We start from the raw sequence: 23,048 nt of genomic DNA, 5'->3' as shown, positions 1-23,048 counted from the left end.
TTCATTAACTGTTAAGTAAATTATAAAGGATAGGAATTCAAAAAACAACAAGGCGGAAAAAAACGTAAGATTAATGTAAGAGCAGATATAAGAGTAAATATAAGAGTAAATATAAGAGTAAATATAAGAGTAAATATAAGAGCAGACAAAAAGCCGATAAAAAAACAGATAAAAGCAAACATATAAAAAAATTCTTGACATCACATAAAACATCTGTTATAGTACATATAGAACAATTAAAACAAATGCTTTGTATCTCCGGATAGGATGAGAAGGAGGATATTATGAACATTAATAAATTTACACAGAAGTCACTTGAGGCGGTGCAGAAATGCGAGAAGCTGGCCTATGAATACGGGAACCAGCAGATTGAGCAGGAGCATTTGCTGTACAGCCTTCTAACCGTGGAAGACAGCCTGATTTTAAAGCTCATCACAAAGATGAACGTTCAGAAGGAACAATTTTTAAATGAGGCTGCCCAGGCTATAGAAAAGCTGCCGAAGGTGAGCGGAGGCCAGCTCTATATCAGCAATGATTTAAACAAGGTATTGATCAGCGCCGAGGATGAGGCGAAAGCCATGGGAGACGAGTACGTTTCCGTGGAACATCTGTTTCTTGCCATGCTGAAGCAGCCTTCCAGAATGGTAAAGGAGCTGTTCCGTTCCTATGGAATTACGCGAGAGAATTTCCTTCAGGCATTGTCAACGGTCCGCGGTAATCAGCGGGTTGTGAGTGACAACCCGGAGGCGACGTACGATACACTGGAGAAGTATGGTTATGATATGGTGGAGCGTGCGAGAGACCAGAAGCTGGACCCGGTTATCGGCCGTGACAGTGAGATTCGTAACGTAGTAAGAATTCTTTCCAGAAAGACGAAGAATAATCCGGTTTTAATCGGGGAACCCGGTGTTGGTAAAACCGCAGTTGTTGAAGGTCTGGCACAGCGTATTGTGCGCGGTGATGTGCCTGAGGGCTTAAAAGATAAGAAGCTGTTTGCCCTGGATATGGGCGCTCTCCTGGCGGGGGCCAAGTACCGCGGAGAATTTGAGGAAAGGCTGAAAGCCGTTCTGGACGAGGTGAAGAAGAGTGACGGACAGATCATTCTGTTTATTGATGAGCTTCACACGATTGTAGGCGCAGGCAAGACCGAAGGATCCATGGATGCCGGCAATATGTTAAAACCGATGCTGGCCAGGGGCGAGCTTCATTGTATCGGCGCTACGACGTTGGATGAATACCGCCAGTACATCGAAAAGGACCAGGCGCTGGAGCGCCGTTTCCAGCCGGTTATGGTGGCGGAACCGACCGTGGAGGACACCATTTCAATCCTTCGTGGATTGAAGGAGCGGTACGAGGTATACCACGGCGTAAAGATTACAGACTCGGCTCTGGTATCGGCGGCTACCCTTTCGGACCGCTATATCAGCGACAGGTTCCTTCCGGATAAGGCAATCGATCTGGTCGATGAGGCCTGTGCGATGATCAAGACAGAACTTGATTCCATGCCCGCAGAACTGGATGAACTGTCCAGAAAGATTATGCAGATGGAGATTGAGGAAGCGGCTCTTAAGAAAGAGACAGATCATCTGAGTAAGGACCGGCTGGCAGAGCTTCAGAAAGAACTGGCGGAGCTGCACGATGAATTTGCTGTTTCTAAGGCCCAGTGGGAGAATGAGAAATCTTCAGTAGAACACTTATCGACCCTGCGCGAAGAGATAGAGAATTTAAACCGGGAGATTCAGGACGCCAAACAGAAATACGATTTAAACCGTGCGGCCGAACTGCAGTACGGAAGGCTGCCTCAGCTTCAGAAGGAGCTGGAGGAAGAGGAGGCCCGTGTCATGAGCCAGGATTTAAGCCTGGTGCATGAAAATGTGACGGAGGACGAGATTGCAAAGATTGTCTCCAAATGGACCGGCATTCCGGTTGCAAAGCTGACGGAGAGCGAGAGGAATAAGACACTTCATCTCGATGAAGAGCTTCATCAGAGAGTGATTGGTCAGAACGAAGCGGTTGAGAAAGTGACCGAGGCCATTATCCGTTCCAAGGCGGGGATCAAGGATCCCACAAAGCCTATTGGTTCCTTCCTGTTTTTAGGACCTACCGGCGTGGGTAAGACGGAGCTTGCGAAAGCGTTGGCGGAGAGACTGTTTGATGATGAGAATAACATCGTCAGGATCGACATGAGTGAATACATGGAGAAACACTCCGTATCCCGTCTGATCGGGGCGCCGCCAGGATATGTGGGATACGACGAAGGCGGCCAGCTGACAGAGGCCGTCCGCAGAAAACCGTATTCCGTTGTACTGTTTGATGAGGTGGAAAAGGCGCATCCGGATGTATTCAACGTTCTTTTGCAGGTGTTGGATGATGGACGTATTACCGATTCAACCGGTAAAACCGTAGACTTTAAAAATACAATCATTATCATGACCTCCAACATCGGTTCCCAGTACCTTTTAGACGGCATCGATGAGAGGGGCAGTATTACGCCGGAGGCCGAGGCCATGGTTATGAATGACTTAAGAGGCCATTTCCGTCCGGAATTTTTAAACAGGCTGGATGAGATTATTCTGTTTAAGCCTCTTACCAAGGACAATATTGCCGGGATCATCGATCTCATGATCCAGGATTTAAACAGACGGATCGGGGATAAGGAATTGAAGATTGAACTGACCGATGCTGCGAAGAAGTTTGTGGTGGATCGGGGCTACGATCCGATTTACGGAGCACGTCCGCTGAAACGGTATCTCCAGAAGCATGTGGAGACACTGGCCGCCAAGATCATCCTCGGAGACGAGGTGAGAGCCGGCAATACAATTGTGATCGATGTAGCAGAAAACGGAAACCAGCTGATCGCATATCCCGAATAAATTATAGCAGTCCAATACCCCGCAGATTACTGTGGGGTATTGGACTTTCAGTGTGCCCGCCATATGCTCATGCAGGCATGACACTTGGCTCGTTGTTCACAGGAACAAGAAAGAGTCCGGCGAGCCGGACTCTCGCGCCGGAGTGCGGTCGCTTCAGCGGCCATACTTCCTTAGCACGGGGTGATCTCAACCCCGCCATAAAATATCTTTATTCACTGTGCGATAGAACATATCACGAATCTCATGCGCGTCCTGCGTCTGCCCCAGAATCCACATCAGCTTTGTCACCGTGGCCTCCAGCGTCATATCGTATGCCTCCAGGAGACCGAATTCCTTTTTGATGGAACGCCCGACCTCGTAGACAGACATGTTGCTGCCCTCATTGGTTACCTGAGTGGTCATGACGACGGTCTTGCCGAGAGAAATCCATTTCTCGATGGCTTTGTAAAAATCCCCGCTGTCATAGGAGGGAAGTCCGCCTACACCAAAGGACTCGATGATGACGGCGTCATAATGGCCCGCCATGTAATCCAGCACATCGGCGCCCATGGAAGGGATCAGTTTCAGCAGGGCGACATTGGGGTTCAGAGTGCGATAAAACTGAACATGGTCCGTTAAATGCTCTTTTTCATCCAGATAAAAGATGACGTGGCCATCCTGGATCATGGCAATATATGGAAAATTGATGCTGGAAAATGCATTATAGCTCTTAGTTCGTTCCTTTTTTCCACGGGTACCCGCAATTGCTTTTCCATCGAAGACAATGGTGACGCCGCAGGAACGGTCGTCGCTGGCAAAACGAAGGCTGTCACACAAGTTGATTCTGGCATCCGTATTTTCCATATCGATCGGCTTCTGAGCGCCTGTAATGACGATGGGCTTGGGGGAATTCTGAATCAGATAGGAGAGTGCGGCGGCCGTGTAGGCCATGGTATCCGTTCCGTGGCAGATGACAAAGCCGTCGTATTCTTCATAGTGCGCCTCGATGGCCTCCGCCATGGTGAGCCAGTGTTTTGGCTGCATATTGGTGCTGTCTATATTGAGTATCTGAAGGCTGTCCGCCTGGCAGAACTGCTTCGCATCCGGGACGTATGAGAGAAGCTCTTCCGAAGAGATCAGAGGCTTTAAGCCGGATTCACCGCGTTTGCAGGCGATGGTGCCGCCAGTGCCGAGCATTAATATTTTTTTCATGGAATTTCCTCCTGTTATGATGCTGAAAACGATTGTATCACGACTTTTTTCATTCGTATAGGCCTTTTTAAAATTCTCTTCGTAAATTGATGTCAGCAGCACCGTAATCGATTTCTGCACGTTGAAAATACCGGAGATATATGCTAGAATGAATTGCATTGATATAGAACAGGAGAATCGGAAATGGCAAATGTACCTAAAGACCCGGTCATGCTGCTCAGTTTCTTAAATACACAGCTTCGCGACTATTACCCCTCTCTGGAGGAATGCTGTCTGTCGCTGGGCCTTGATAAGGAAGAGATAACCAGTGGACTGGCCTCGATTGACTACTATTATAATGAAGAAAAAAACCAGTTTATTTAGATGGGTGAAAAGCAAACGAAAACGTATGCAAAAGGATGATGCGGGCTTTACCTTAATTGAGACGCTTGCGGTGCTCTCCATCATTGCGATTCTTGCAGCGAATCTCGTTCCCGAGCTGAATGCATTTATCGATGATGCAAAGAAAAAGTCGTATGTGGCGGAGACGTTTATGGTAAAGGCAGCCATGCAGTCGTATGTCATTGACCGGCTTGCTGCCGACGGAATGATCGATGACTTCGAAATGTATAACGAGATATTTTACCCGGAGGTAGGGAGTAAAGAGAACGCTTTATACGATATGCTGAAAGGCAGTGTTACGAAAGGCGGACAGATCCGGGGCATCTTTTATGACCCGGCGACAGGCAAGATAAACGGTATGATCTACGATGTGAAGGATTATCAAATAGAGATTAAGAATGATTCCGAAGTGGAAGTCCGTGACAGAAAATGAAAAAGGGATACCAAAGATGAACAGATGGAAACACATTAGAGAAGACAGAAATGGATTTACGCTGGTAGAAGTGCTTGCAGTTCTGGTCATTATTGCAATCCTGGCAGCGGTTGCTATTCCGACCATGAGTGGGTTTATCAGTGATGCCAGAAAGAAGTCATATACTTCGCAGGCCCGGAATGTCTATGTTGCGGCACAGGCTGCGGCTCTGGAACAGGAAGGCACGAATAATGGAATAGCTGTGGCCTCGATTGTCGAGTATACCAGAGGCGACGGTTCCAAATACATAGCCAGAGTGGAGGCGCTTCTTGGCAATGACGTGGAGAGCGGAAGCAGCTTTAAGATAACGCTGGACGGAAACAAAGTTGAGGAAATAGAGTATACCCCGGAAGATGGGAAGAAGATTACGATCACCGGCGGAAAGGGCGTTACCTATGAAGACTGAAGAGGAGCATATGGGCAGTAGTATTCCCAGGAGGGTCGTCGCAGCTGCGGTGGCCCTTTTTCTGGCGGGTATAACCTGGTATCACTGCGGTGGACTGGGCCTCCGTGCAGTCATGATATGGATGGTATGTCTGATTTTAGCGGCGATCGCATATACGGATTTTAAAACCATGCGTATTCCGAACCGGATGACAGCCGCGCTTCTCATTCCTGCGTTCCTGTCTCTTGTAACGGAGCCAGGAATCACTCTTTTAAGCAGAGCGATGGGAGGGCTGGCTGTCAGCCTGCCCATGTATCTCATGACGCTTGCCGTTCCGGAAAGCTTTGGCGGCGGTGATATCAAACTGATGGCTGTCTGCGGCCTTATACTTGGAGGACCGCGGATCATTGCTGCCGCCTTTCTCGCTGTGGTGTCTGGAGGTTGCTATGCAATCTGGCTGCTGGCGTCACATAAGGCCGGGCGCGGATCGCATTTTGCTTTTGGTCCATTTCTGGCGGCGGGTGTCGTGATTTCCCTTCTGTATGGAGACAAGCTGCTGGCCTGGTATCTGGGGTTTTTAAGAGGATGAGAGGCCGAAAGATTAATGGTAGAGATTCTTGAACGTGGTAAAATGCTGGAACTGCCGAATGAGAGAAAGGGTGATTTTGTGGCGGATTACGAATATACAGCGAAAAGTATTAACGGCAGGCGCACGAGAGGGAAGATTCAGGCTCAGGACTTTGAGCAGGCGTGGACGAAGATCCGGGCCATGGGTCTGTATCCGGTGAAGGTCAAAGAAGAGCGCGGAAAAGTCAGAAGGCGTCCACTGGGCTATGGACTTCTGTCACGATTTATGGGTGAATTGACAGTCATGCTGAATTCCGGAATACCTTTGGCGCAGGCGCTGAACTTAATCAGTGTCAAGGAATCGAGAAAAGATTTAAGGGAGATCTATGGAAAACTCTATCATATGATCCTGCACGGCGTGGATTTTTCTCAGGCGATGGAGATGCAGGATGGTGTATTTCCACCTATTCTCATCGGCATGGTGCGCGCCGGGGAAGCGGGAGGCGGCCTCGCAGAGGCGTCAGGGAAAATGGCAGAGTACTTCGAACGGGAAGATGAGACGAGGAAGAAGATCGGGACCGCCATGGTCTATCCCGCCTTTCTCTTTCTGACCGTTACTGCGGTGGTGCTCCTGCTGTTTACTGCCGTCCTTCCCAGCTTTTTCGAGCTGTTCGAATCCATGGAGCAAATACCGGTTTCCACGCAGATTCTGATGGCAGTAAGCCACGGGCTTCGGAATCATTTTACAGATATCGCCGCGGTCATTATTTCGGCTGCAGTGATTCTGGCCGGAGTATTTACCCGGCCTGGCGCAGTGGTATGGAAGGATAAAATGATGCTTCATATTCCGGGGATCGGGACACTTCTCAGGACGATCATGGCTGGCAGATTTGCAAGGACCTTCAGTTTCCTGTATGGCGGAGGCGTTCCATTTATTAATGCACTGGAACTGACTGCGGATGCGCTGGGCAGCCTCTATATGAAGAAACGGCTCTGTCAGGTAATGGAGGATATGAAAAACGGAATGCTTCTTTCCGACTCACTGTCTCAGATCAGAGAGTTCTGTCCCGAACTAATTCACAGCATTTACATAGGAGAGGAATCCGGTAATTTGGGTTCCATGTTGAAACGCACCGCGGAATCCTTTGAAGTAAGGTCAGAGACAGCGATAAAGCGGCTGTTGTCGCTTCTGGAGCCGACCATGATTATTATCATGGCAGTCATCATTGGTTATTTGATGCTGTCTGTGATGGTTCCCATTTACCAGTATTATCAGAGTATCGGATAAGGCCTTAAACAGGAGGGCACATATGAGATTATCAGTCTATTTAGGGGAAAATGAGATAAGGACTGTGCTTGGAAGGTCAGGGAAAAAGATAGAGATTATGGACTGCCTTAGCATCCGTTTAAAGGAAGGCGCCTTAATCAACGACGTTGTGACAGAAGAGGAAGCTGTAAAGGAGGTACTGAACGGAATCAGGAAGCGGTATGGTAAATACCGCAGGCATGTGTATTTGACTATGGGCGGAAACCAGATTATCACGAAGGTGCTGCGAGCTCCGCGGATGCCTCACAGCCAGATGCTGGAACTGGTGAGACGGGAGATTTCCGATCTGATTCTGCCCTCAGAGAAGGGCAGCTACGTCTATGATTACAGTATTATCAGGAGGAAAAACAGGGATAACAAAGGGTGTACCATCCTCTGTGTGGCGATGAAACGCAGTGTAATTCTTGAGTACCAGAGCCTGTTCTCCGAATGTGGTATGAAGCTGAAATCGATTGACGTCGCAGTAGATGGTTTGAATAATCTGGTTGATTTCCTGCCGTCTTTCCGGAATAAGACATTTATTATGGCAATCGCGGATGGACGGAATATGATGACATCGCTTTACATCGATGGTGTCTATACGTATACGAACCGCATGCGTCTGGTCGATGAGAGAGGAACTGAGGAGAGTACGGCAGAGATGGCGAAGGTGATCCGGTCCGTTATCCATTTCTGCAAGATGCAGAGAGATGAATTTGAACTGGATTTTGTCTGTCTCTGCGGGCTGGGGAAAGAAGAACTGGACCGCCTCATTCCCAGCATTGTGAAAAATGAGGATATTACCGTGACGGTACCCGGAGAGGAAGCGCTGATTACATCGAAAGACGGCATCAGCTATTCCATGGGCCAGTATCTGTATGTCACCGGCAGTCTGCTGGGAGGCCGTAAGTCTCTGGATCTCATTGGAGCGGCGAAACAGAAGGAAAGGCGCAGGGAAGAGGAAAGGTCCCGTTTTCTTGGAGCATGTCTTTTACCTGCGGCAATTCTCAGTATCTTTCTGGGGATTGCGGCCAATAACGAGATTGCTGTAAGAAACATGAGGGAAGAGATACACGTTCTTGAAGAACGCCTGTCTGAAAAAGGGAGAAAAGAGGCGCTGGCAGAAGAAAAACAGTTGAAAGAGAAACTGATGTCCCTGAGAACCCTGACGGCCGGGCAGGCTGCAGTAAAGAAAGAGGCGGTAAAGACAGCGAAGATGAACAGCGCTGTGCGGAAGTATATCTTTGACGCGGCGGGCGGAAGCCTGGAGCTCTCCGAACCGGAATACATGGATGGCTCGCTGATTTTTAACGGAAATTCACAGAACTATGAGGAAATATCAGCTTATGCGCACAGACTGGAAGAGAGCGGACTGTTCTCAAAGGTAGAGTATTCCGGATTTACCAATGTCAATCCGGTGACAAAGGAAAAGGATGGCTGGTATTATTTTCAACTGGAGTGTGTATTAAAAATGCCGGAATAAGGAGGGAACCATGAGAAAACTGACGCAGAGAGAAAAGGTACTGGTTTATATTGCGGTAGTTCTTCTGCTTTTAACGGGAGTCTACTATCTGGTGAAAATTCCATCTGATATGAAACGGGTAAGGACAGAGGCGGAACTGAAAATTATACAGCTTCAGGAACGCGAGTCCGAGAACGATCTGACCGGGAAATCTGTCCTGGAGCAGGAGATTGGCAGAGAACAGGGCGTGATCGGTGAAAATACGGAGGATTATCTGCCGTACCGCACCAATTCCATGCTGATTCCGGAACTTGCAGAGTATCTGACCTCCTTTGAAATTGTACCCGAGACCATTGAGGTTTTAGATGTTTCGGTTTTGGAGACAAAGGAGGCGGCGGAAACAGGATATAACATCCATAAGGCGACTGTCCATGTAGAAGCATCAGGAACAATGGAAGATTTATACCGGCTGCTGGACTGGGCATACGACAGAGACTGGATCTCTGTGACTTCATATTCCAGAAACAGCATAGAGGATAAGGCCGATGGAACGGAAGAAATGACGGATGGCAACGTCAATGGTGAAACGCTGTCTATGACGGTGACTTGCTTGATGCTGGAGTTGAAAAGCAGTGAGGAAGTGAAAAGCAGTGAGGGAGTAAAAAGCAGTGGTGAATACAGCGATATGAAAATCATCAGTGAGCCCTGAAAGACAGAAAACTGAAATGAGGTGGTTAAATGGCAGGGCGCAAAAACGGGGAAGAAGGGTACGTACTCGGCTGGGTCGTAGTTATGGTCATGATACTGATGATTCTGGTGACCGCGATTCTGTTTGCCACTTCAGCGTATTATCGGCAGAGTCTTAGGGAGTACAATGACAGGCAGGCGTATTTAACGGCACGTTCCATCGTACAGACTGCGGCTGCAGACTTTACAGGCAACGGTTCAGGAGAGCTGCGAGCTGCCATTTTAGACGAAATTTCGGAATTTATGGGTGGCGGATCAGATGCGGAACTGGGAGACGAACCAAATGAGGAGTCAGGCGCGGAACTGGAAGATGAACCAGATGGAGAATTCAGAGCAGAGCCTGGAAACGAATCAAATGGAGCATTTGGCACAGAACCAAAAGCAGAACTAAACGCGCAATCCAACACGGATTCGGCCAATAAATCAGATTCCAAAATCAACACAGAAGCAGGCACCACTTCTCCCCAGCCGACTCTAAAAGACAGCGGCAACGATTCAGACATCATCAGCATGATTCCCATCTCCGCCATCAAGTTCCAATTAGATGCCACCATGGGAAGTTGTACGATGACCGGATACTACATGCCGGAAGAGAACTGTCTTATGTTGACCGCTGCTGCGAAGAAAGGCAGCAGCACCGAGATCATGACAGTTTATCTCCAGAACGATCCGGAATCGGAGGAAGAGCCATGGATCGTCCTCGGGTATGAACGGGGAGAACCACAGCTTATAAATTAACGGGATGGCATAAGTGGAATAACCGCGAATGGGAGGCAAATCGTGAAATGTGGTAAAACGGCAAGGCGCAGTAATATGGATAAACACAGTAACATGGCAAGACACAATAATACAGAAAACCCCTGCAAATCAAACGACGGCTTTACTCTGATCGAGTCTCTGGCAGCATGGACCATTCTATTGATTGCGGTCACGATATTCTTGAAATGCCTGGGAATGGCGCATTCTTCCCTGGGCAGGGGAACCGTGATGAGAAAACAGTATATGACTGCGCTGGAATGCGTGGAACTGGAAAAGGAGCCGCTCAGAACGAAAGAGATAAAACTCAGATTCAAAATAAACAATCATACAATCTCCATGGATGCAGTGATCAAGGAATATGGGATGTCATGGACCGGTAAGGGTGAGACCTCGCCTGTCACCCTGAAGGTGGTAGGGCCGGTGCCGAAATCCAGGGAGTGAGGTGCAGCGTGAGTGGAAAATGGAATGGCTGTCTGTGCGGCGACCGGGGAATGACGCTGACGGAATTGATCGCGTCCCTGGCAATCGCATTTATTCTCATGAGCTTCCTGATCCGGATGTATACCTACACGGGAAACATGTTTGAAACGAGCGCCTCCGCCGACGACTTAAGGAGAACGACTCAAGTGATTGTCGATTATCTGGAGGACAGGATTTCCTGTGCGGAGAGTCTGGTGATCAGCAGAGAAGAATTGACCGGTGATGAATACGGCCATGAAATCCTGTTTTCAAGGGATGGCCGGATCTACTGCGACGGAGAAGCGATATGCGAAGAGGAATTTTACCGGAAGAGAAAGGTCTTCTTCGAGATTCTGCCTGCATCGCCAGAGGCAAATGCCCCGGTTTTAAAGTACCGGATTACGTGGAAGAACCAGACGAATACGGCTTTATATTCCGCAGACTCTGTGGTAAAATTAGTTAATTTAGAGCTGAACGGCAAAGATATAATCCGCCGTGATCTGGAAGGCGGAGCCGGCACAGCCGGAAATACCCTCTATATTTACTACACAGATCTGGGATATTTAAGCAGGCAATGAGTCTGCGTCATGGGAATTGATTGAAAATACAGTTCGAGGTTGGAAGTTTGAGGTTGGAGAAATGAAGGGAATACACATTGGAGAAGTGCTGGTAGAACAGGGCGCCATCACGAAGGAACAACTGAATGAAGGTCTGAAGCAATTGAAAGCGGAGACAAATGACCGGCGTCTGGCCGAAGTTCTGACGGATCTTGGGTATGTAACGGACCGGGAGCTTATGGAAGTGCTGGGACGCAGTATGGGACTCGAAGTCATTGATCTGGAATTTTTTCATATCGATGAGCGGGCAGTGGAGAAAATTCCGAAACAGCTGGCCATAAAATATAATATTATGGCAGTTTCCATGGAAGGAAGCTGTTTAACCGTGGCGACGGCGGATCCTCTGGATTTATATGCGCTGGAGGATATCCGTCTGGTGACCAATATGAGAATCCTGCTGATTCTGGCGGAACGGACGCAGATCCGCCACGCGATTGAGCTGAATTACTCAGGGATTGATGCCAGAGCGGCGGCGAGACTGGCCAGCGAACACGCCGTATTTTCCAGAACCTTTGCGGAAAACCTGATGGTAAGCTCCGATGAGGATCAGGCGCCGATCGTCCGTCTGTTAAACAGCCTGCTTTTAAAGGGCTACAATACAAACGCCAGTGATATTCATATCGAGCCCTACGAAAATGAGACGGTTGTCCGAATGAGGCGCGACGGAATGCTGATTCCATACATGACGCTTTCTCCTGCCATTCATCAGGGGATTGTGGCGCGCACCAAGATTCTGGCGAAAATGGATATTGCCGAGAAACGGAAATCGCAGGACGGTCACTTCAAAATCACACTGGATGGCAGGGAGATGAACGTGAGAGTATCCTTCGTACCTACTATTTACGGCGAAAAGGGTGTGCTTCGGTTCCTGACGACGAATACGCCGATTGACCGCAGCGCCGCATTTGGCATGTCCGGTGATAACTACCGGAAGATGAAACAGCTTCTGCGTATCCCGCACGGGATCATTTACTTTACCGGACCGACCGGAAGCGGTAAGACAACGACATTATATTCGGTTCTTCAGTATTTAAGCAGCCGCCTTGTGAATATTGTTACAATAGAGGATCCGGTGGAACGCAATCTGCCGAAGATCAATCAGATACAGGTTAATGACAGAGCGGGGCTGAACTTCCAGACAGGACTGCGCTCCATTCTTCGTCAGGATCCCGATATCATCATGATCGGAGAGACAAGAGACCCGGAGACTGCTGAGATTTCAGCACGCGCCGCTATCACAGGTCATCTGGTATTTTCCACACTTCATACCAATGATGCCGCATCATCGGTTACGAGGCTGATGGATATGGGAATTCCCGCGTATCTGGCCGCGGCCTCCATAGCCGGAATCGTATCCCAGAGACTTATGAGAAAGGTTTGTCCCTACTGTCAGGAAGAGTATGAGGCGCGTCCCGAAGAACTGAAGATTCTGTACGGAAAGCCTGCGGCTCCTGGTGAACACGTACGTCTGCGCCGGGGAAAGGGCTGTTATCTCTGCAATGAAACAGGATACAAGGGCCGCATTGCCATCCATGAGATTTTAAGCGTGGATGCGGAGATGAAGCGCATGATCTCAGAGGGCAGAAAAGAAGACGAGTTGAAAGCGTACGCAATTCGCAGCCATGGGATGACGACTCTGAAAGAAGAGGCGGTGAAAATGGTTCTGGCTGGAATTACGACATTTGAGGAGATGGAACGTCTGATCTATACGATTGATATGGATTATTTCGGGGAAGACTGAGGAAGAATAAGGAAGGGGAAAAAGGAGGACTTCATATGGAGACAGCATGGATGGCGGTCACAGCCGTCTGGTCATGGATCATGGAGCATTTAATTTACATCAATCTGATTTTTTCAATCATAATCGTATTTTTCCAAAGGCGTGATCCGAAATCCGTCTGGACCTGGCTGATGGTCCTGTATTTCATACCGATTTTTGGCTTCGTGTTTTACCTCCTTCTGGGTCAGGACATGGGGAAAAGCAAGATGTTCCGCGTCAAGGAAGTGGAGGACCGCGTCTATTTTACCGTGCGGGGCCAGGAGGAGTTTTTAAAGACGCACGATACCAGCCTGGAGTCCCATCTGACCCGTGACTATGAGGATTTGGTGCTGTACAATTTAGAGACCTCAGGAGCGGTTTTGACCATCGACAATACTGTCCGTATTTTTACGGATGGCGAGGCAAAATATACGGATCTGCGCAAGGAACTGAGAAAAGCCGACCGTTTTATCCACCTTCAGTACTATATCATCAAGGACGATGAGCTGTTCGATTCCATCAGCCCGATTCTGGCCGAACGGGCCAGAGCCGGAGTGGAGGTCCGTATTCTCTGTGACGGTATGGGCGGCCGTTTCATGCCGAAGAAGAAATGGGAGGAACTGAAGCAGTGCGGTGTGAAGGTAGGGATTTTCTTTCCGCCCATCCTGGGACGGCTTCAGCTTCGAATGAATTACCGCAACCACCGGAAAATCGTGGTTATTGACAACAAGGTCGGCTACGTGGGCGGATTTAACATCGGGCGCGAGTACATTTCCAGAGACCCCAAGTTCGGCTATTGGAGGGATACGCACTTAAAGCTGACGGGCGGTTCTGTGCTGAGTCTTCAGATCCGTTTCGCGCTGGACTGGAATTACGCGGCAGGAGAAAACCTGTTTAAGGATATGAGGTATTTTGAGACCGGAGCTGATTTATTCCGTCTGGATCAGGTGGATCCAGGTATTCATCCGCTGGGTATTCAGATCATTGCCAGCGGTCCGGACGCTGTCAGCAGGCAGATCCGGGACAATTATATCCGGTTGTTCGCAAAGGCGCGCGACCATATCTATATCCAGACGCCGTATTTTGTTCCGGATGATGCCGTCTTATCTGCGCTTTCTATTGCCGCCAGGTCAGGAGTGGACGTCCGCCTGATGATCCCGTGCAAGCCGGATCATCCGTTTGTATACTGGGCGACCTACTCCTATGTGGGCGATCTTCTGTCAGCGGGAGCCAGGTGCTATACGTATGAGAACGGCTTCCTCCATGCCAAGGGCGTGATGACAGACGGGCGCGTCTGCTCCTATGGCACGGCAAACATGGACATCAGAAGCTTTGAGCTGAATTTTGAGGTCAATGCCGTCATTTACGATGAGGAGACCACGAAAGAACTGGAAAATATCTTTATTGAGGATTTAAAGCTTTGCAAAGAGATAACCAGAGAGGGCTATGCGTCGAGAGACTTGTGGATCCGGGTGAAGGAGCAGTGCAGCAGACTGTTGTCGCCGCTTCTATGAGATCCGCTGTTTATAGCGGAGACTGTCCGGATACCGGTCGATCCACGATCAAAAGGGGAAAAATGCAGGAAATGCATTTGCCCCCTTTTTTTGTTCATAAAATTACCGCTTTGGGTACATACTGGTACTTATGAAGACGACAACATTAAACACAACAACATTCAAAAAATTTACAATCAGCAGCACGGCGCTGCAGCTGAAACAGCTCCCGGTCAATTTTTGCAAATGCGGAATCACAGGCTGGTGCCTGGAGGTCCTGTTTACGTCAGCGGAATCAATCATGAGGCACGACTGGAGGCTGATGGGAAGGACGTCCCTTTTGATGTTCCCCATCTACGGATGCGGAGCGCTTCTGGGACCGATCGGCAAATGGATCGACGACTGGCTCAATCCGGGGAAATCACTGAGCGTAAAAAAGTCGGATCTGGCGGTCCGCCACGGTATGCTTTATATGGTCCTGATTTTTGTGGCGGAATACGCCTCAGGAGCGTGGCTTCGGTCACGGGGAATGTGTCCCTGGGACTACACGGGACGGAGTACGAATATCGACGGCCTCATACGGCTCGATTTTGCTCCGCTGTGGTTCGCCACAGGGCTTTTATTTGAGCAAATTACGAAAAAGAAAGGCGGGTAAGTCTTGTAATTACACTCTTCATTTTATATAATAGTAAAAATGGAGGGGAAGACCAATGATACGTTTTATATTTGTAGCAGCAACTGTCATTCTGTTTTTAATTTTAAGTATTCCGCTGATGCTGGTGGAATTTCTGATTGGTAAGAAAAACCGCCGCCTGCGTGATGTACAGAGCCTGGCCGTGATCCAGTGTGTATTCCGGCTGATCCTCTGGATGGCGGGAGTGAAGATCACGGTAAAGGGAAGAGAGAATGTCCCGACTGACCAGGCGGTACTTTACGTGGGGAACCACCGCAGCTATTTCGATATCCTGGTGGGATATGTGACGGTTCCGTCTCTGACCGGTTTTGTAGCCAAGAAGGAGATGGAGAAGATTCCGCTTCTTTCATCCTGGATGAAGCTGGTCAACTGCCTCTTTCTCGACCGCGTGAATTTAAAGGAAGGCTTAAAGACCATCCTTGCAGGAATCGAACAGGTGAAACGCGGCGTCTCCGTATGGATTTTCCCGGAGGGAACGAGAAATAAGAACGATGACCCGCTGGATATGCTGACATTCAAAGAGGGAAGCTTAAAGATTGCGGAAAAGAGCGGCTGCTATGTGGTGCCAGTGGCTCTGACAGGGACCGCAGAAGTCTTTGAACAGCATTTTCCGAAGATCAAACCATCCCATGTGACCATCACCTTTGGGGAGCCGTTCCACACAAAGGAACTGCCTCCGGAAGTGAAGAAGTTCCCGGGAGCTTACACGGAAGAACAGATAAAGGCCATGCTTAGGCTTCAGCTGGCAGAAGGACAGAATTTATGAGTACATTCGATTTACAGGAAATCAGAAAACAACTGGATCAGGTCGACAGGGAGATTGTGAACCTGTTCGAGGAGCGCATGCGTCTATGCGGCGATGTGGCGGAATATAAGATTGAAAACGGCAGACCGGTCTACGACGGAGAGCGGGAGAGACAGAAGCTGGAATCCGTGAAGGCCATGACAGACGACAGCTTTCAGAAGCAGGCCGTGGAAGAACTGTTCAGCCAGATGATGACGATCAGCCGCCGGTATCAGTATAAGCTGATGGCGGAACACGGACTGACAGCCAGGATGGATTTCAAGGCCGTGAAGGAGCTTCCCCTGAAGGGAATCCGTGTAGTGTACCAGGGAGTGGAAGGTGCATACAGCCATGAAGCCACACTGCAGTATTTTGGCAGTGATGTGGACGCTTATCACGTGCAGTTCTGGGAAGACGCCATGAAGGAGGTCGAGGCCGGCCGGGCCGATTACGCGGTCCTGCCCATCGAGAATTCCTCGGCGGGGGCGGTCAGCGATAATTACGACCTGCTGATCAAATACCATAATTACATTGTGGCGGAGAATTTCATCCCGGTCAACCATGCGCTTCTGGGACTTCCGGAGGCGGAGCTTTCGGATATTACCACCGTATTTTCCCATCCCCAGGCGCTGATGCAGTCCTCCCGATACTTAAACTCCCATCGGGACTGGGCGCAGTACAGTGTGGAGAACACCGCGGCGTCTGCAAAGAAAGTCTTAAATGACGGGAAGAAGAATCAGGCGGCGGTGGCCAGCGAGACAGCCGGAAAGCTGTACGGCTTAAAGGTGCTGGAGCCATCCATCAATCATAACAAAGATAATACGACCCGGTTCATCATCCTGTCCAGGGATCCCATATACCGGGAGGATGCGTCGAAGGTGAGCATCAGCTTCGAACTCCCCCACACGAGCGGTTCCCTGTACAATATGCTGAGCAATTTTATCTATAATCATGTGAACATGCGCATGATCGAATCCAGGCCCATTGCCGGAAGAAACTGGGAATACCGGTTCTTCGTCGATATCGAGGGAAACCTGGGTGATGCGCAGATTCAGAATGCGTTAAAGGGAATTGAAGAAGAAGCGTCTAACATGAGAATTTTAGGCAATTATTAAGGGACGAAGAACGGTCAGGCGGCTGTAGGCTGCCTGGCCATTTCGAAAAAATAGGGAGGAACTTATGAAATCGCAGGAACTCATTATCTACCGAAATCTGCAGCACCGGGAACTGTTTGATCACGTTTCCACACTTCTGGCCGTCGGGCCGGACGACAAGCCGGGAACAATGCCGGATTCCTATGCCTGTGCCAGCCAATTGATCGACATGGCGGTGAATTACGGCTTTGAGGGGAATCTCTGGCATTGTTTTTTAGCATTCTGCCTTGCAAACAACGAAAATGTATACAGTACTTCATGTGAAATTGTGGGCCATATCGAAGGCTCTCTGAATGAACTGGCCGCCCATGATTTCAACGTGATCAAGGAGCTGTTTGATTACGATATCCGCACACTGGACGGCGGGGCTGGTCCGACGGGCGGCGGTGTCTGGTCCGCACTCTCAGACTACCATGCGGCCAATGGCAACAGCCGCGTGTTCAACAAGAGAATCCGGGACCAGATCGTGGCGCTGGCGGTGGAGCTGGAGCGGTCTGAGGATGTAGCCGCCTTCGGAAAAGCCGTGACAGAGTTTTACCGCCGGTTCGGCGTCGGCAAGTTTGGGCTTAACAAGGCGTTTCGAATCGAGGAGATCGATCACGAGGTCCATATTAATCCCATCACCAATGTGGAGCACATTTATCTGGACGATATCATCGGCTACGAGCTTCAGAAGAAGAAGCTGATCGAGAATACGGAGGCATTTATCCAGGGAAGAGCGGCCAACAATGTGCTTCTGTTCGGTGACAGCGGAACGGGGAAATCCTCCAGTATCAAGGCTATTTTAAATGAGTACTACGAGCAGGGGCTGCGCATCATCGAGGTATACAAGCACCAGTTCAAGAGCCTGTCCGAGGTGCAGGAGCAGGTGAAGGACAGGAACTACAAGTTCATCATCTACATGGATGATTTGTCTTTTGAGGATTCCGAGCTGGAATACAAGTATTTAAAGGCCATCATCGAAGGCGGTCTCGGAAAGAAGCCTGGGAATGTGCTGATTTATGCGACCTCCAACCGGCGCCATCTGATCCGTGAGAAGTTCAGTGATAAGAGGGAGCTGGATGATGAATTACATAATAACGACACCGTACAGGAGAAGCTGTCACTGGTAGCCAGGTTCGGCGTGACCATATACTTCGGCTCTCCGGATAAGAAGCAGTTCCAGAACATTGTAAGGGAGCTGGCGGAGCGGTATCATGTAAATATGCCTTTGGAGGAGCTCTACGCGGAGGCCAACAAATGGGAGCTAAGCCACGGAGGACTGTCCGGAAGGACGGCCAGCCAGTTCATCACACACCTGATGGGCACCCGGGAAGATTTTACGCAAATTTGACACATGTCCTGACAAAAGGAGAGTATAATGGAAAGGATGTTGCCCGTACCGGGCGGTAAGGAGGACAAGTATGGCAATTAAACTATTCGCAGCCATCGACGTGGGTTCATTTGAACTGGAACTCGGTATCTATGAGGTTTCGCCCAAATACGGAATCCGCCGGGTAGACCATGTGCGCCACGTCATCGCCCTTGGAAAAGATACCTACAATAATGGAAAGATCAGCTATGAACTGGTGGAGGAGATGTGCGGCGTCTTACAGCAGTTTGCGGAGATTATGGAGGCCTACAAGATTTCAGAGTACCGCGCCTATGCCACCAGCGCCATGCGTGAGGCCCGCAACAACCAGATCGTGCTGGATCAGATCCGGGTTCGGACAGGGATTGAAGTACAGATCATCAGCAACTCGGAACAGCGGTTTATCAGCTATAAGGCCATTGCCTCCAAGGACGCGGAATTTAACAAGACAATTCAGAAAGGCACAGCCATTGTGGACGTGGGCTTCGGCAGCATGCAGATATCCCTGTTCGATAAGGACGCGCTGATCTCCACCCAGAACCTTCTCCTGGGCGTCTTAAGGATACGGGAGATGATGTCCAATATCCAGGCCGACATCCGGATGGAGAATACTCTTATCGAGGAACTGGTAGATAATGAGCTTGTGACGTTTAAAAAGATGTATTTAAAGGACCGTGAGATCAAGAATTTAATCGGCATCGGGGAATGTATCCTCTATTTATCCAGAGGAAGCGGAACGGGGAAGCCTGTAGACCGGGTGACCGCAGAGGATTTCAAGGCATTCTATGAGAAGCTGGTGGATATGCCCCTCTATCAGATCGAAGAGCGTTTCGGGGTGAACAGCGAGTACGCGGCCCTCTTAATGCCGGCGGCCATTATTTACCGGAGAGTCTTAGAGCTGACCGGGGCCGAGATGTTCTGGATACCCGGAATCCGTCTCTGCGACGGCATTGCCGCGGAATATGCGGAGGAGACCAGGGCGGTAAAATTCACCCACGATTTCACCGAGGATATCCTTGCGGCGTCCCGCAACATGGCGAAGCGCTACAAATGTCACGCTTCCCACACGGCGGACATGGAAAAACACGTTCTCGATATATTTGACAGCATGAAGCGGTACCACGGCATGGGAAAGAGAGAGCGTCTCCTGCTGCAAATCTCCGCCATCATCCACTCCTGCGGAAAATTCATCGGAATGAAGTACACGGGAGAGTCGGGGTATAATATCATCATGTCGACGGAGATCATCGGTTTATCCCATATGGAGCGTGAGATCATCGCCAATGTGGTGCGCTATAACAGCATTGATTTCGATTACAATGAGGTCATATTTAATGAAGACCTGTTTCGCGATACAAAAGGTGAGCTGACCCATAACGACGTGACCATACTGATCGCCAAGCTGACGGCGATTCTGCGGCTGGCCAATGCCATGGACCGGAGCCATAAGCAGAAGCTTCACGATTGCCGTCTGAGTGTTAAGGAAGGCCAGCTGCTGGTGACCACGACCTATGGAGGGGATATTACCCTGGAGGCGGTGGCATTTGCCCAGAAAGCGGATTTCTTCGAGGAAATTTTCGGAATCCGGCCTGTATTAAAACAGAAGAGGAGGTTGTCCTGATGGCAGATATTGATGAAAGATTCTACAATCCTGATAATTATGTAAACCGTGAACTGAGCTGGCTGGAATTTAACTACCGTGTGCTGAGTGAGGCCAGAGATAAGAACCTGCCCCTGTTTGAACGGCTGAAATTCTTAAGCATTACCTCGTCAAATCTGGACGAATTTTTCATGGTCCGTGTCGCCTCCTTAAAGGACATGGTCCACGCAAAATATACGAAGCCGGATATCGCCGGTTTAAAGCCCTCAGAGCAGCTGGAAAAGATCGGCGTAAAGACGCACGAGATGGTAGCCATGCAGTATTCCACCTACAACCGCTCAATACTCCCTGCGTTAAAGCAGAATGGCCTGTGTGTGGTCACGACCCATGCGGACTTAAACGCGGAACAGGGCGCCTACGTAGATGAGTATTTCCGGGAAAATGTATATCCCGTTCTGACCCCGATGGCTGTGGACTCGTCCCGCCCGTTTCCGTTAATCCGGAACAAGACGTTAAACATCGCGGCGCTTCTTCAGAAGAAGAGCGGAGAAGAGGACTTAGAGTTCGCCATGGTTCAGGTACCCAGCGTACTGCCGAGAATCGTGGAGATCCCAGCCGACAGGAAATCCGGCCGTTCCGTGATCCTTCTGGAGGAGATCATCGAACGCAACATCGGTTCCATGTTCTTAAACTATAATGTGGTCGCCTACAGTCCCTTCCGTATCATGAGGAACGCGGATTTGACCATCGACGAGGAAGAGGCGGTTGATTTACTGGAGGAGATCCAGAAGCAGTTAAAGAAGCGCCAGTGGGGCGAGGCCATCCGTCTGGAAATCGACGAGAAGATGGACAAGAGCCTGCTGAAGATATTAAAGAGAGAGCTTTCCATCAGCTCGGGCGACATCTATGAGATCGGAGGGCCGCTCGATCTGACGTTCCTGATGAAGATGTACGGACTTGAGGGCTTCGAGCATTTAAAGGCTCCGAAGTACGTTCCGCAGCGGGTTCCGGCTCTGATGAACGAGGATGACATATTTACGAATATCCGAAAGGGCGACATTCTGCTGCACCATCCATACGAGACCTTCGGTCCGGTGGTAAACTTCGTAAAGAGCGCGGCTAAGGATCCGGATGTGCTCGCCATCAAGCAGACCCTCTACCGCGTCAGCGGCAATTCCCCGATTATCGCGGCCCTCGCTGAAGCGGCCGACAACGGGAAACAGGTCTCCGTTCTGGTGGAGCTAAAGGCCCGTTTCGATGAGGAGAATAATATTAACTGGGCAAAGAAGCTGGAGAAAGCGGGCTGTCACGTTATATACGGACTGGTGGGTTTAAAGACCCACAGCAAGATCACCCTGGTGGTGCGCCGGGAGGAAGACGGAATCCGCCGCTATGTGCATCTGGGAACCGGCAACTACAACGATTCCACAGCAAAGCTCTATACGGACCTTGGGCTCATGACGTGCAACCCGCAGATCGGCGAGGACGCCACGGCGGTCTTTAACATGCTGTCCGGTTACTCCGAGCCGCTGCACTGGAATAAACTGGTGGTAGCGCCTATCTGGCTGAGAAACCGGTTCTTAAAGATGATTCGCCGTGAAACGCAGAACGCCTTAAAGAAGAAACCGGCACATATTATGGCAAAGATGAACTCTCTCTGCGACAAGGAGATTGCGGCCGCGCTATACGAGGCCTCCTGTGCTGGCGTAAAAATTGAGATGGTGATCCGCGGAATCTGCTGCTTAAAGGCCGGCATTCCTAATTTGAGCGAGAACATCGAGGTACACTCCATTGTCGGTAATTTCCTGGAACACGCCCGTGTCTTCTATTTTGAAAATGACGGAAGTCCGGAGATCTATATGGGCAGCGCCGACTGGATGCCGAGAAACCTGGATAAGCGTGTGGAGATCATGTTCCCTGTGGAGGAGGAATCCTTAAAGGAACAGGTTATGCATGTCTTAAAGGTTCAGCTGGAGGACAATGTGAAGGCTCATATACTGAAACCGGATGGAACGTATGAGAAGCCGGATAAACGCGGCAAGGTGCTGGTGTGCAGCCAGGATCAGTTCTGCGAGGAAGCGGTAAAAAACGTGGAAGCAGAGCTGGGGAAAATGGACCCGGTGAGTAACCGGGTGTTTGTGCCGGTAATTAGTCAGAATTAGGGCTGGACGGGGGGACGCGGACTTTGCGCAGGCAGTTGGGGAAAAGAGAAGGCGGCCAGGCTGTGAAAGGTCCGCTGGCACCGGCTGCGCTGGAAAAAATGCGGAGGCGGTGGGAAGTAAAGGATAGGGGCAGTGGGATATAGAAGATTTGATAAAGTATTTTATATAAAGCAGCACGTGGAAAATGGGAGGCTGGGGCATGAGTAAGGAAGAACAGGTTTTTGGCGGGTTCTGGGATTTGTTTAATAAGAGGATTTTTCTGGATGAGTATAAGATGAAAAGACTGCTGAAGGGGTATAAGCCTTCGGAAGTGCACTGCATCGAATATATTGGGAAAAATACGGACTCTAATGTGACAAAGCTTGCTGAGGCTTTCTATATGACCAGAAGTGCAATCAGCAAAATTACAAAGAAACTTATGGAAAAGGGAGTCGTTGAGAGCTACCAGAAACCGGAGAACCGGAAGGAAATCTACTTTAGACTTACAAAACAGGGCGAACAGGTCTTTGAGATTCATGAGGAACTGCATCAGGAGTTCGAGGATCGGGATAAAGTGGTGTTCGATCAGGTGACTGAGGAACAACTCGATGGGATGCTCCGGTTCGTGGAAGCATATAAGCGCCACCTGGATCATGAGATTAAAAAGCTTGGGGTGGATGCCGACAGCGTCGGGTATGACCGGTTATAGAGGGCGTTAATAAAAACTAAGAAAAACTGTATCCAGGGTGACAGCGGATATCATATGTTCTGGCGTTTGAAAATTTTGCCGGTGCATTTTCGTGATTTAAATCGTGAGTTAACCGGCAGGGTTTGTTCCGGATTCGCTTTTGCA

21 protein-coding genes are annotated in these 23,048 nt (G+C 49.6%); 20 read left to right on the top strand and 1 reads right to left on the bottom strand.

All coding sequences use genetic code 11. The annotated features are described in order from the left end of the window. Positions 1–284 precede the first annotated feature (284 nt). On the top strand, positions 285–2,873 hold the full coding sequence (gene clpB / locus ACLTD4_RS08470) for an ATP-dependent chaperone ClpB (RefSeq protein WP_002601690.1): 2,589 nt from the start codon (positions 285–287) through the stop codon (positions 2,871–2,873). A 186-nt stretch (positions 2,874–3,059) separates the two neighbouring features. Here clpB and ACLTD4_RS08465 read toward each other — a convergent pair whose 3' ends face one another. Then, positions 3,060–4,064: an asparaginase gene (locus ACLTD4_RS08465; protein WP_002601689.1), complete on the bottom strand. Its 1,005-nt coding sequence runs from the start codon at positions 4,062–4,064 to the stop codon at positions 3,060–3,062. 183 nt (positions 4,065–4,247) lie between these two features. Between ACLTD4_RS08465 and ACLTD4_RS08460 the strand changes: the two genes are divergently transcribed. From ACLTD4_RS08460 to ACLTD4_RS08370, 19 genes are all read left to right on the top strand, one after another. Further along, the gene (locus ACLTD4_RS08460; RefSeq protein ID WP_002601688.1) at positions 4,248–4,427 is read left to right on the top strand and encodes a DUF4250 domain-containing protein; all 180 of its coding nucleotides are present in this window, start codon (positions 4,248–4,250) and stop codon (positions 4,425–4,427) included. Between the two features lie 25 nt (positions 4,428–4,452). Further along, complete coding sequence (locus ACLTD4_RS08455) at positions 4,453–4,878, top strand: type II secretion system protein (RefSeq protein ID WP_002601687.1); 426 nt, start codon at positions 4,453–4,455, stop codon at positions 4,876–4,878. A gap of 16 nt (positions 4,879–4,894) precedes the next feature. Continuing rightward, positions 4,895–5,323: a prepilin-type N-terminal cleavage/methylation domain-containing protein gene (locus ACLTD4_RS08450; protein ID WP_117502083.1), complete on the top strand. Its 429-nt coding sequence runs from the start codon at positions 4,895–4,897 to the stop codon at positions 5,321–5,323. Then, complete coding sequence (locus ACLTD4_RS08445; protein ID WP_117621039.1) at positions 5,313–5,891, top strand: prepilin peptidase; 579 nt, start codon at positions 5,313–5,315, stop codon at positions 5,889–5,891. Before ACLTD4_RS08450 ends, ACLTD4_RS08445 begins: the two co-directional genes overlap by 11 nt. 15 nt (positions 5,892–5,906) lie before the next feature. After that, complete coding sequence (locus ACLTD4_RS08440; protein WP_117621038.1) at positions 5,907–7,157, top strand: type II secretion system F family protein; 1,251 nt, start codon at positions 5,907–5,909, stop codon at positions 7,155–7,157. 22 nt (positions 7,158–7,179) lie between these two features. Further along, a complete protein-coding gene (pilM, locus tag ACLTD4_RS08435) occupies positions 7,180–8,658 on the top strand; it encodes a pilus assembly protein PilM (protein ID WP_055654772.1) in 1,479 nt (492 codons plus the stop codon). A gap of 10 nt (positions 8,659–8,668) precedes the next feature. Further along, positions 8,669–9,346, top strand: a complete 678-nt coding sequence (locus ACLTD4_RS08430) for a hypothetical protein (protein WP_117621037.1) — start codon at positions 8,669–8,671, stop codon at positions 9,344–9,346. 29 nt (positions 9,347–9,375) lie between these two features. Beyond that, positions 9,376–10,122: a hypothetical protein gene (locus ACLTD4_RS08425; protein ID WP_117621036.1), complete on the top strand. Its 747-nt coding sequence runs from the start codon at positions 9,376–9,378 to the stop codon at positions 10,120–10,122. A 75-nt stretch (positions 10,123–10,197) separates the two neighbouring features. Then, entirely contained in the window at positions 10,198–10,584 is a 387-nt protein-coding gene (locus tag ACLTD4_RS08420; protein WP_117621208.1) for a prepilin-type N-terminal cleavage/methylation domain-containing protein, read from the top strand. A gap of 8 nt (positions 10,585–10,592) precedes the next feature. Next, entirely contained in the window at positions 10,593–11,180 is a 588-nt protein-coding gene (locus tag ACLTD4_RS08415; protein WP_117621035.1) for a type II secretion system protein, read from the top strand. Between the two features lie 61 nt (positions 11,181–11,241). Then, positions 11,242–12,960: a GspE/PulE family protein gene (locus ACLTD4_RS08410; RefSeq protein ID WP_117621034.1), complete on the top strand. Its 1,719-nt coding sequence runs from the start codon at positions 11,242–11,244 to the stop codon at positions 12,958–12,960. A gap of 35 nt (positions 12,961–12,995) precedes the next feature. Next, positions 12,996–14,492: a cardiolipin synthase gene (cls, locus tag ACLTD4_RS08405; protein WP_055654781.1), complete on the top strand. Its 1,497-nt coding sequence runs from the start codon at positions 12,996–12,998 to the stop codon at positions 14,490–14,492. A 130-nt stretch (positions 14,493–14,622) separates the two neighbouring features. After that, positions 14,623–15,126, top strand: a complete 504-nt coding sequence (locus tag ACLTD4_RS08400; RefSeq protein WP_025531115.1) for a putative ABC transporter permease — start codon at positions 14,623–14,625, stop codon at positions 15,124–15,126. 55 nt (positions 15,127–15,181) lie between these two features. After that, positions 15,182–15,931: a lysophospholipid acyltransferase family protein gene (locus ACLTD4_RS08395; RefSeq protein WP_002601673.1), complete on the top strand. Its 750-nt coding sequence runs from the start codon at positions 15,182–15,184 to the stop codon at positions 15,929–15,931. After that, positions 15,928–17,064, top strand: coding sequence for a prephenate dehydratase (gene pheA, locus ACLTD4_RS08390; protein WP_055654782.1), 1,137 nt, complete (start codon positions 15,928–15,930; stop codon positions 17,062–17,064). The genes ACLTD4_RS08395 and pheA overlap by 4 nt, the downstream gene beginning before the upstream one ends. A gap of 64 nt (positions 17,065–17,128) precedes the next feature. Further along, positions 17,129–18,436, top strand: a complete 1,308-nt coding sequence (locus ACLTD4_RS08385) for an ATP-binding protein (RefSeq protein WP_055654784.1) — start codon at positions 17,129–17,131, stop codon at positions 18,434–18,436. A 70-nt stretch (positions 18,437–18,506) separates the two neighbouring features. Beyond that, positions 18,507–20,075, top strand: coding sequence for an exopolyphosphatase (locus tag ACLTD4_RS08380; RefSeq protein WP_025531117.1), 1,569 nt, complete (start codon positions 18,507–18,509; stop codon positions 20,073–20,075). Next, positions 20,075–22,216, top strand: coding sequence for an RNA degradosome polyphosphate kinase (locus ACLTD4_RS08375; protein ID WP_117621033.1), 2,142 nt, complete (start codon positions 20,075–20,077; stop codon positions 22,214–22,216). The genes ACLTD4_RS08380 and ACLTD4_RS08375 overlap by 1 nt, the downstream gene beginning before the upstream one ends. Positions 22,217–22,415: 199 nt before the next feature. Further along, a complete protein-coding gene (locus ACLTD4_RS08370) occupies positions 22,416–22,904 on the top strand; it encodes a MarR family transcriptional regulator (RefSeq protein ID WP_117621032.1) in 489 nt (162 codons plus the stop codon). The last annotated feature ends 144 nt before the right edge of the window (positions 22,905–23,048 follow it).

Source organism: Hungatella sp., from assembly GCF_046966825.1.
Note: the sequence above shows the minus strand (reverse complement) of the source record. Positions and strands in the feature narration are given on the sequence as shown.

What these genes read in the sequence shown, in the direction of transcription:
- clpB (WP_002601690.1), top strand. Translation starts at nt 285, where the DNA reads ATGAACATTAATAAATTTACACAGAAGTCACTTGAGGCGGTGCAGAAA.
- ACLTD4_RS08465 (WP_002601689.1), bottom strand. Translation starts at nt 4,064, where the DNA reads ATGAAAAAAATATTAATGCTCGGCACTGGCGGCACCATCGCCTGCAAA.
- ACLTD4_RS08460 (WP_002601688.1), top strand. Translation starts at nt 4,248, where the DNA reads ATGGCAAATGTACCTAAAGACCCGGTCATGCTGCTCAGTTTCTTAAAT.
- ACLTD4_RS08455 (WP_002601687.1), top strand. Translation starts at nt 4,453, where the DNA reads ATGCAAAAGGATGATGCGGGCTTTACCTTAATTGAGACGCTTGCGGTG.
- ACLTD4_RS08450 (WP_117502083.1), top strand. Translation starts at nt 4,895, where the DNA reads ATGAACAGATGGAAACACATTAGAGAAGACAGAAATGGATTTACGCTG.
- ACLTD4_RS08445 (WP_117621039.1), top strand. Translation starts at nt 5,313, where the DNA reads ATGAAGACTGAAGAGGAGCATATGGGCAGTAGTATTCCCAGGAGGGTC.
- ACLTD4_RS08440 (WP_117621038.1), top strand. Translation starts at nt 5,907, where the DNA reads ATGGTAGAGATTCTTGAACGTGGTAAAATGCTGGAACTGCCGAATGAG.
- pilM (WP_055654772.1), top strand. Translation starts at nt 7,180, where the DNA reads ATGAGATTATCAGTCTATTTAGGGGAAAATGAGATAAGGACTGTGCTT.
- ACLTD4_RS08430 (WP_117621037.1), top strand. Translation starts at nt 8,669, where the DNA reads ATGAGAAAACTGACGCAGAGAGAAAAGGTACTGGTTTATATTGCGGTA.
- ACLTD4_RS08425 (WP_117621036.1), top strand. Translation starts at nt 9,376, where the DNA reads ATGGCAGGGCGCAAAAACGGGGAAGAAGGGTACGTACTCGGCTGGGTC.
- ACLTD4_RS08420 (WP_117621208.1), top strand. Translation starts at nt 10,198, where the DNA reads ATGGATAAACACAGTAACATGGCAAGACACAATAATACAGAAAACCCC.
- ACLTD4_RS08410 (WP_117621034.1), top strand. Translation starts at nt 11,242, where the DNA reads ATGAAGGGAATACACATTGGAGAAGTGCTGGTAGAACAGGGCGCCATC.
- cls (WP_055654781.1), top strand. Translation starts at nt 12,996, where the DNA reads ATGGAGACAGCATGGATGGCGGTCACAGCCGTCTGGTCATGGATCATG.
- ACLTD4_RS08400 (WP_025531115.1), top strand. Translation starts at nt 14,623, where the DNA reads ATGAAGACGACAACATTAAACACAACAACATTCAAAAAATTTACAATC.
- ACLTD4_RS08395 (WP_002601673.1), top strand. Translation starts at nt 15,182, where the DNA reads ATGATACGTTTTATATTTGTAGCAGCAACTGTCATTCTGTTTTTAATT.
- pheA (WP_055654782.1), top strand. Translation starts at nt 15,928, where the DNA reads ATGAGTACATTCGATTTACAGGAAATCAGAAAACAACTGGATCAGGTC.
- ACLTD4_RS08385 (WP_055654784.1), top strand. Translation starts at nt 17,129, where the DNA reads ATGAAATCGCAGGAACTCATTATCTACCGAAATCTGCAGCACCGGGAA.
- ACLTD4_RS08380 (WP_025531117.1), top strand. Translation starts at nt 18,507, where the DNA reads ATGGCAATTAAACTATTCGCAGCCATCGACGTGGGTTCATTTGAACTG.
- ACLTD4_RS08375 (WP_117621033.1), top strand. Translation starts at nt 20,075, where the DNA reads ATGGCAGATATTGATGAAAGATTCTACAATCCTGATAATTATGTAAAC.
- ACLTD4_RS08370 (WP_117621032.1), top strand. Translation starts at nt 22,416, where the DNA reads ATGAGTAAGGAAGAACAGGTTTTTGGCGGGTTCTGGGATTTGTTTAAT.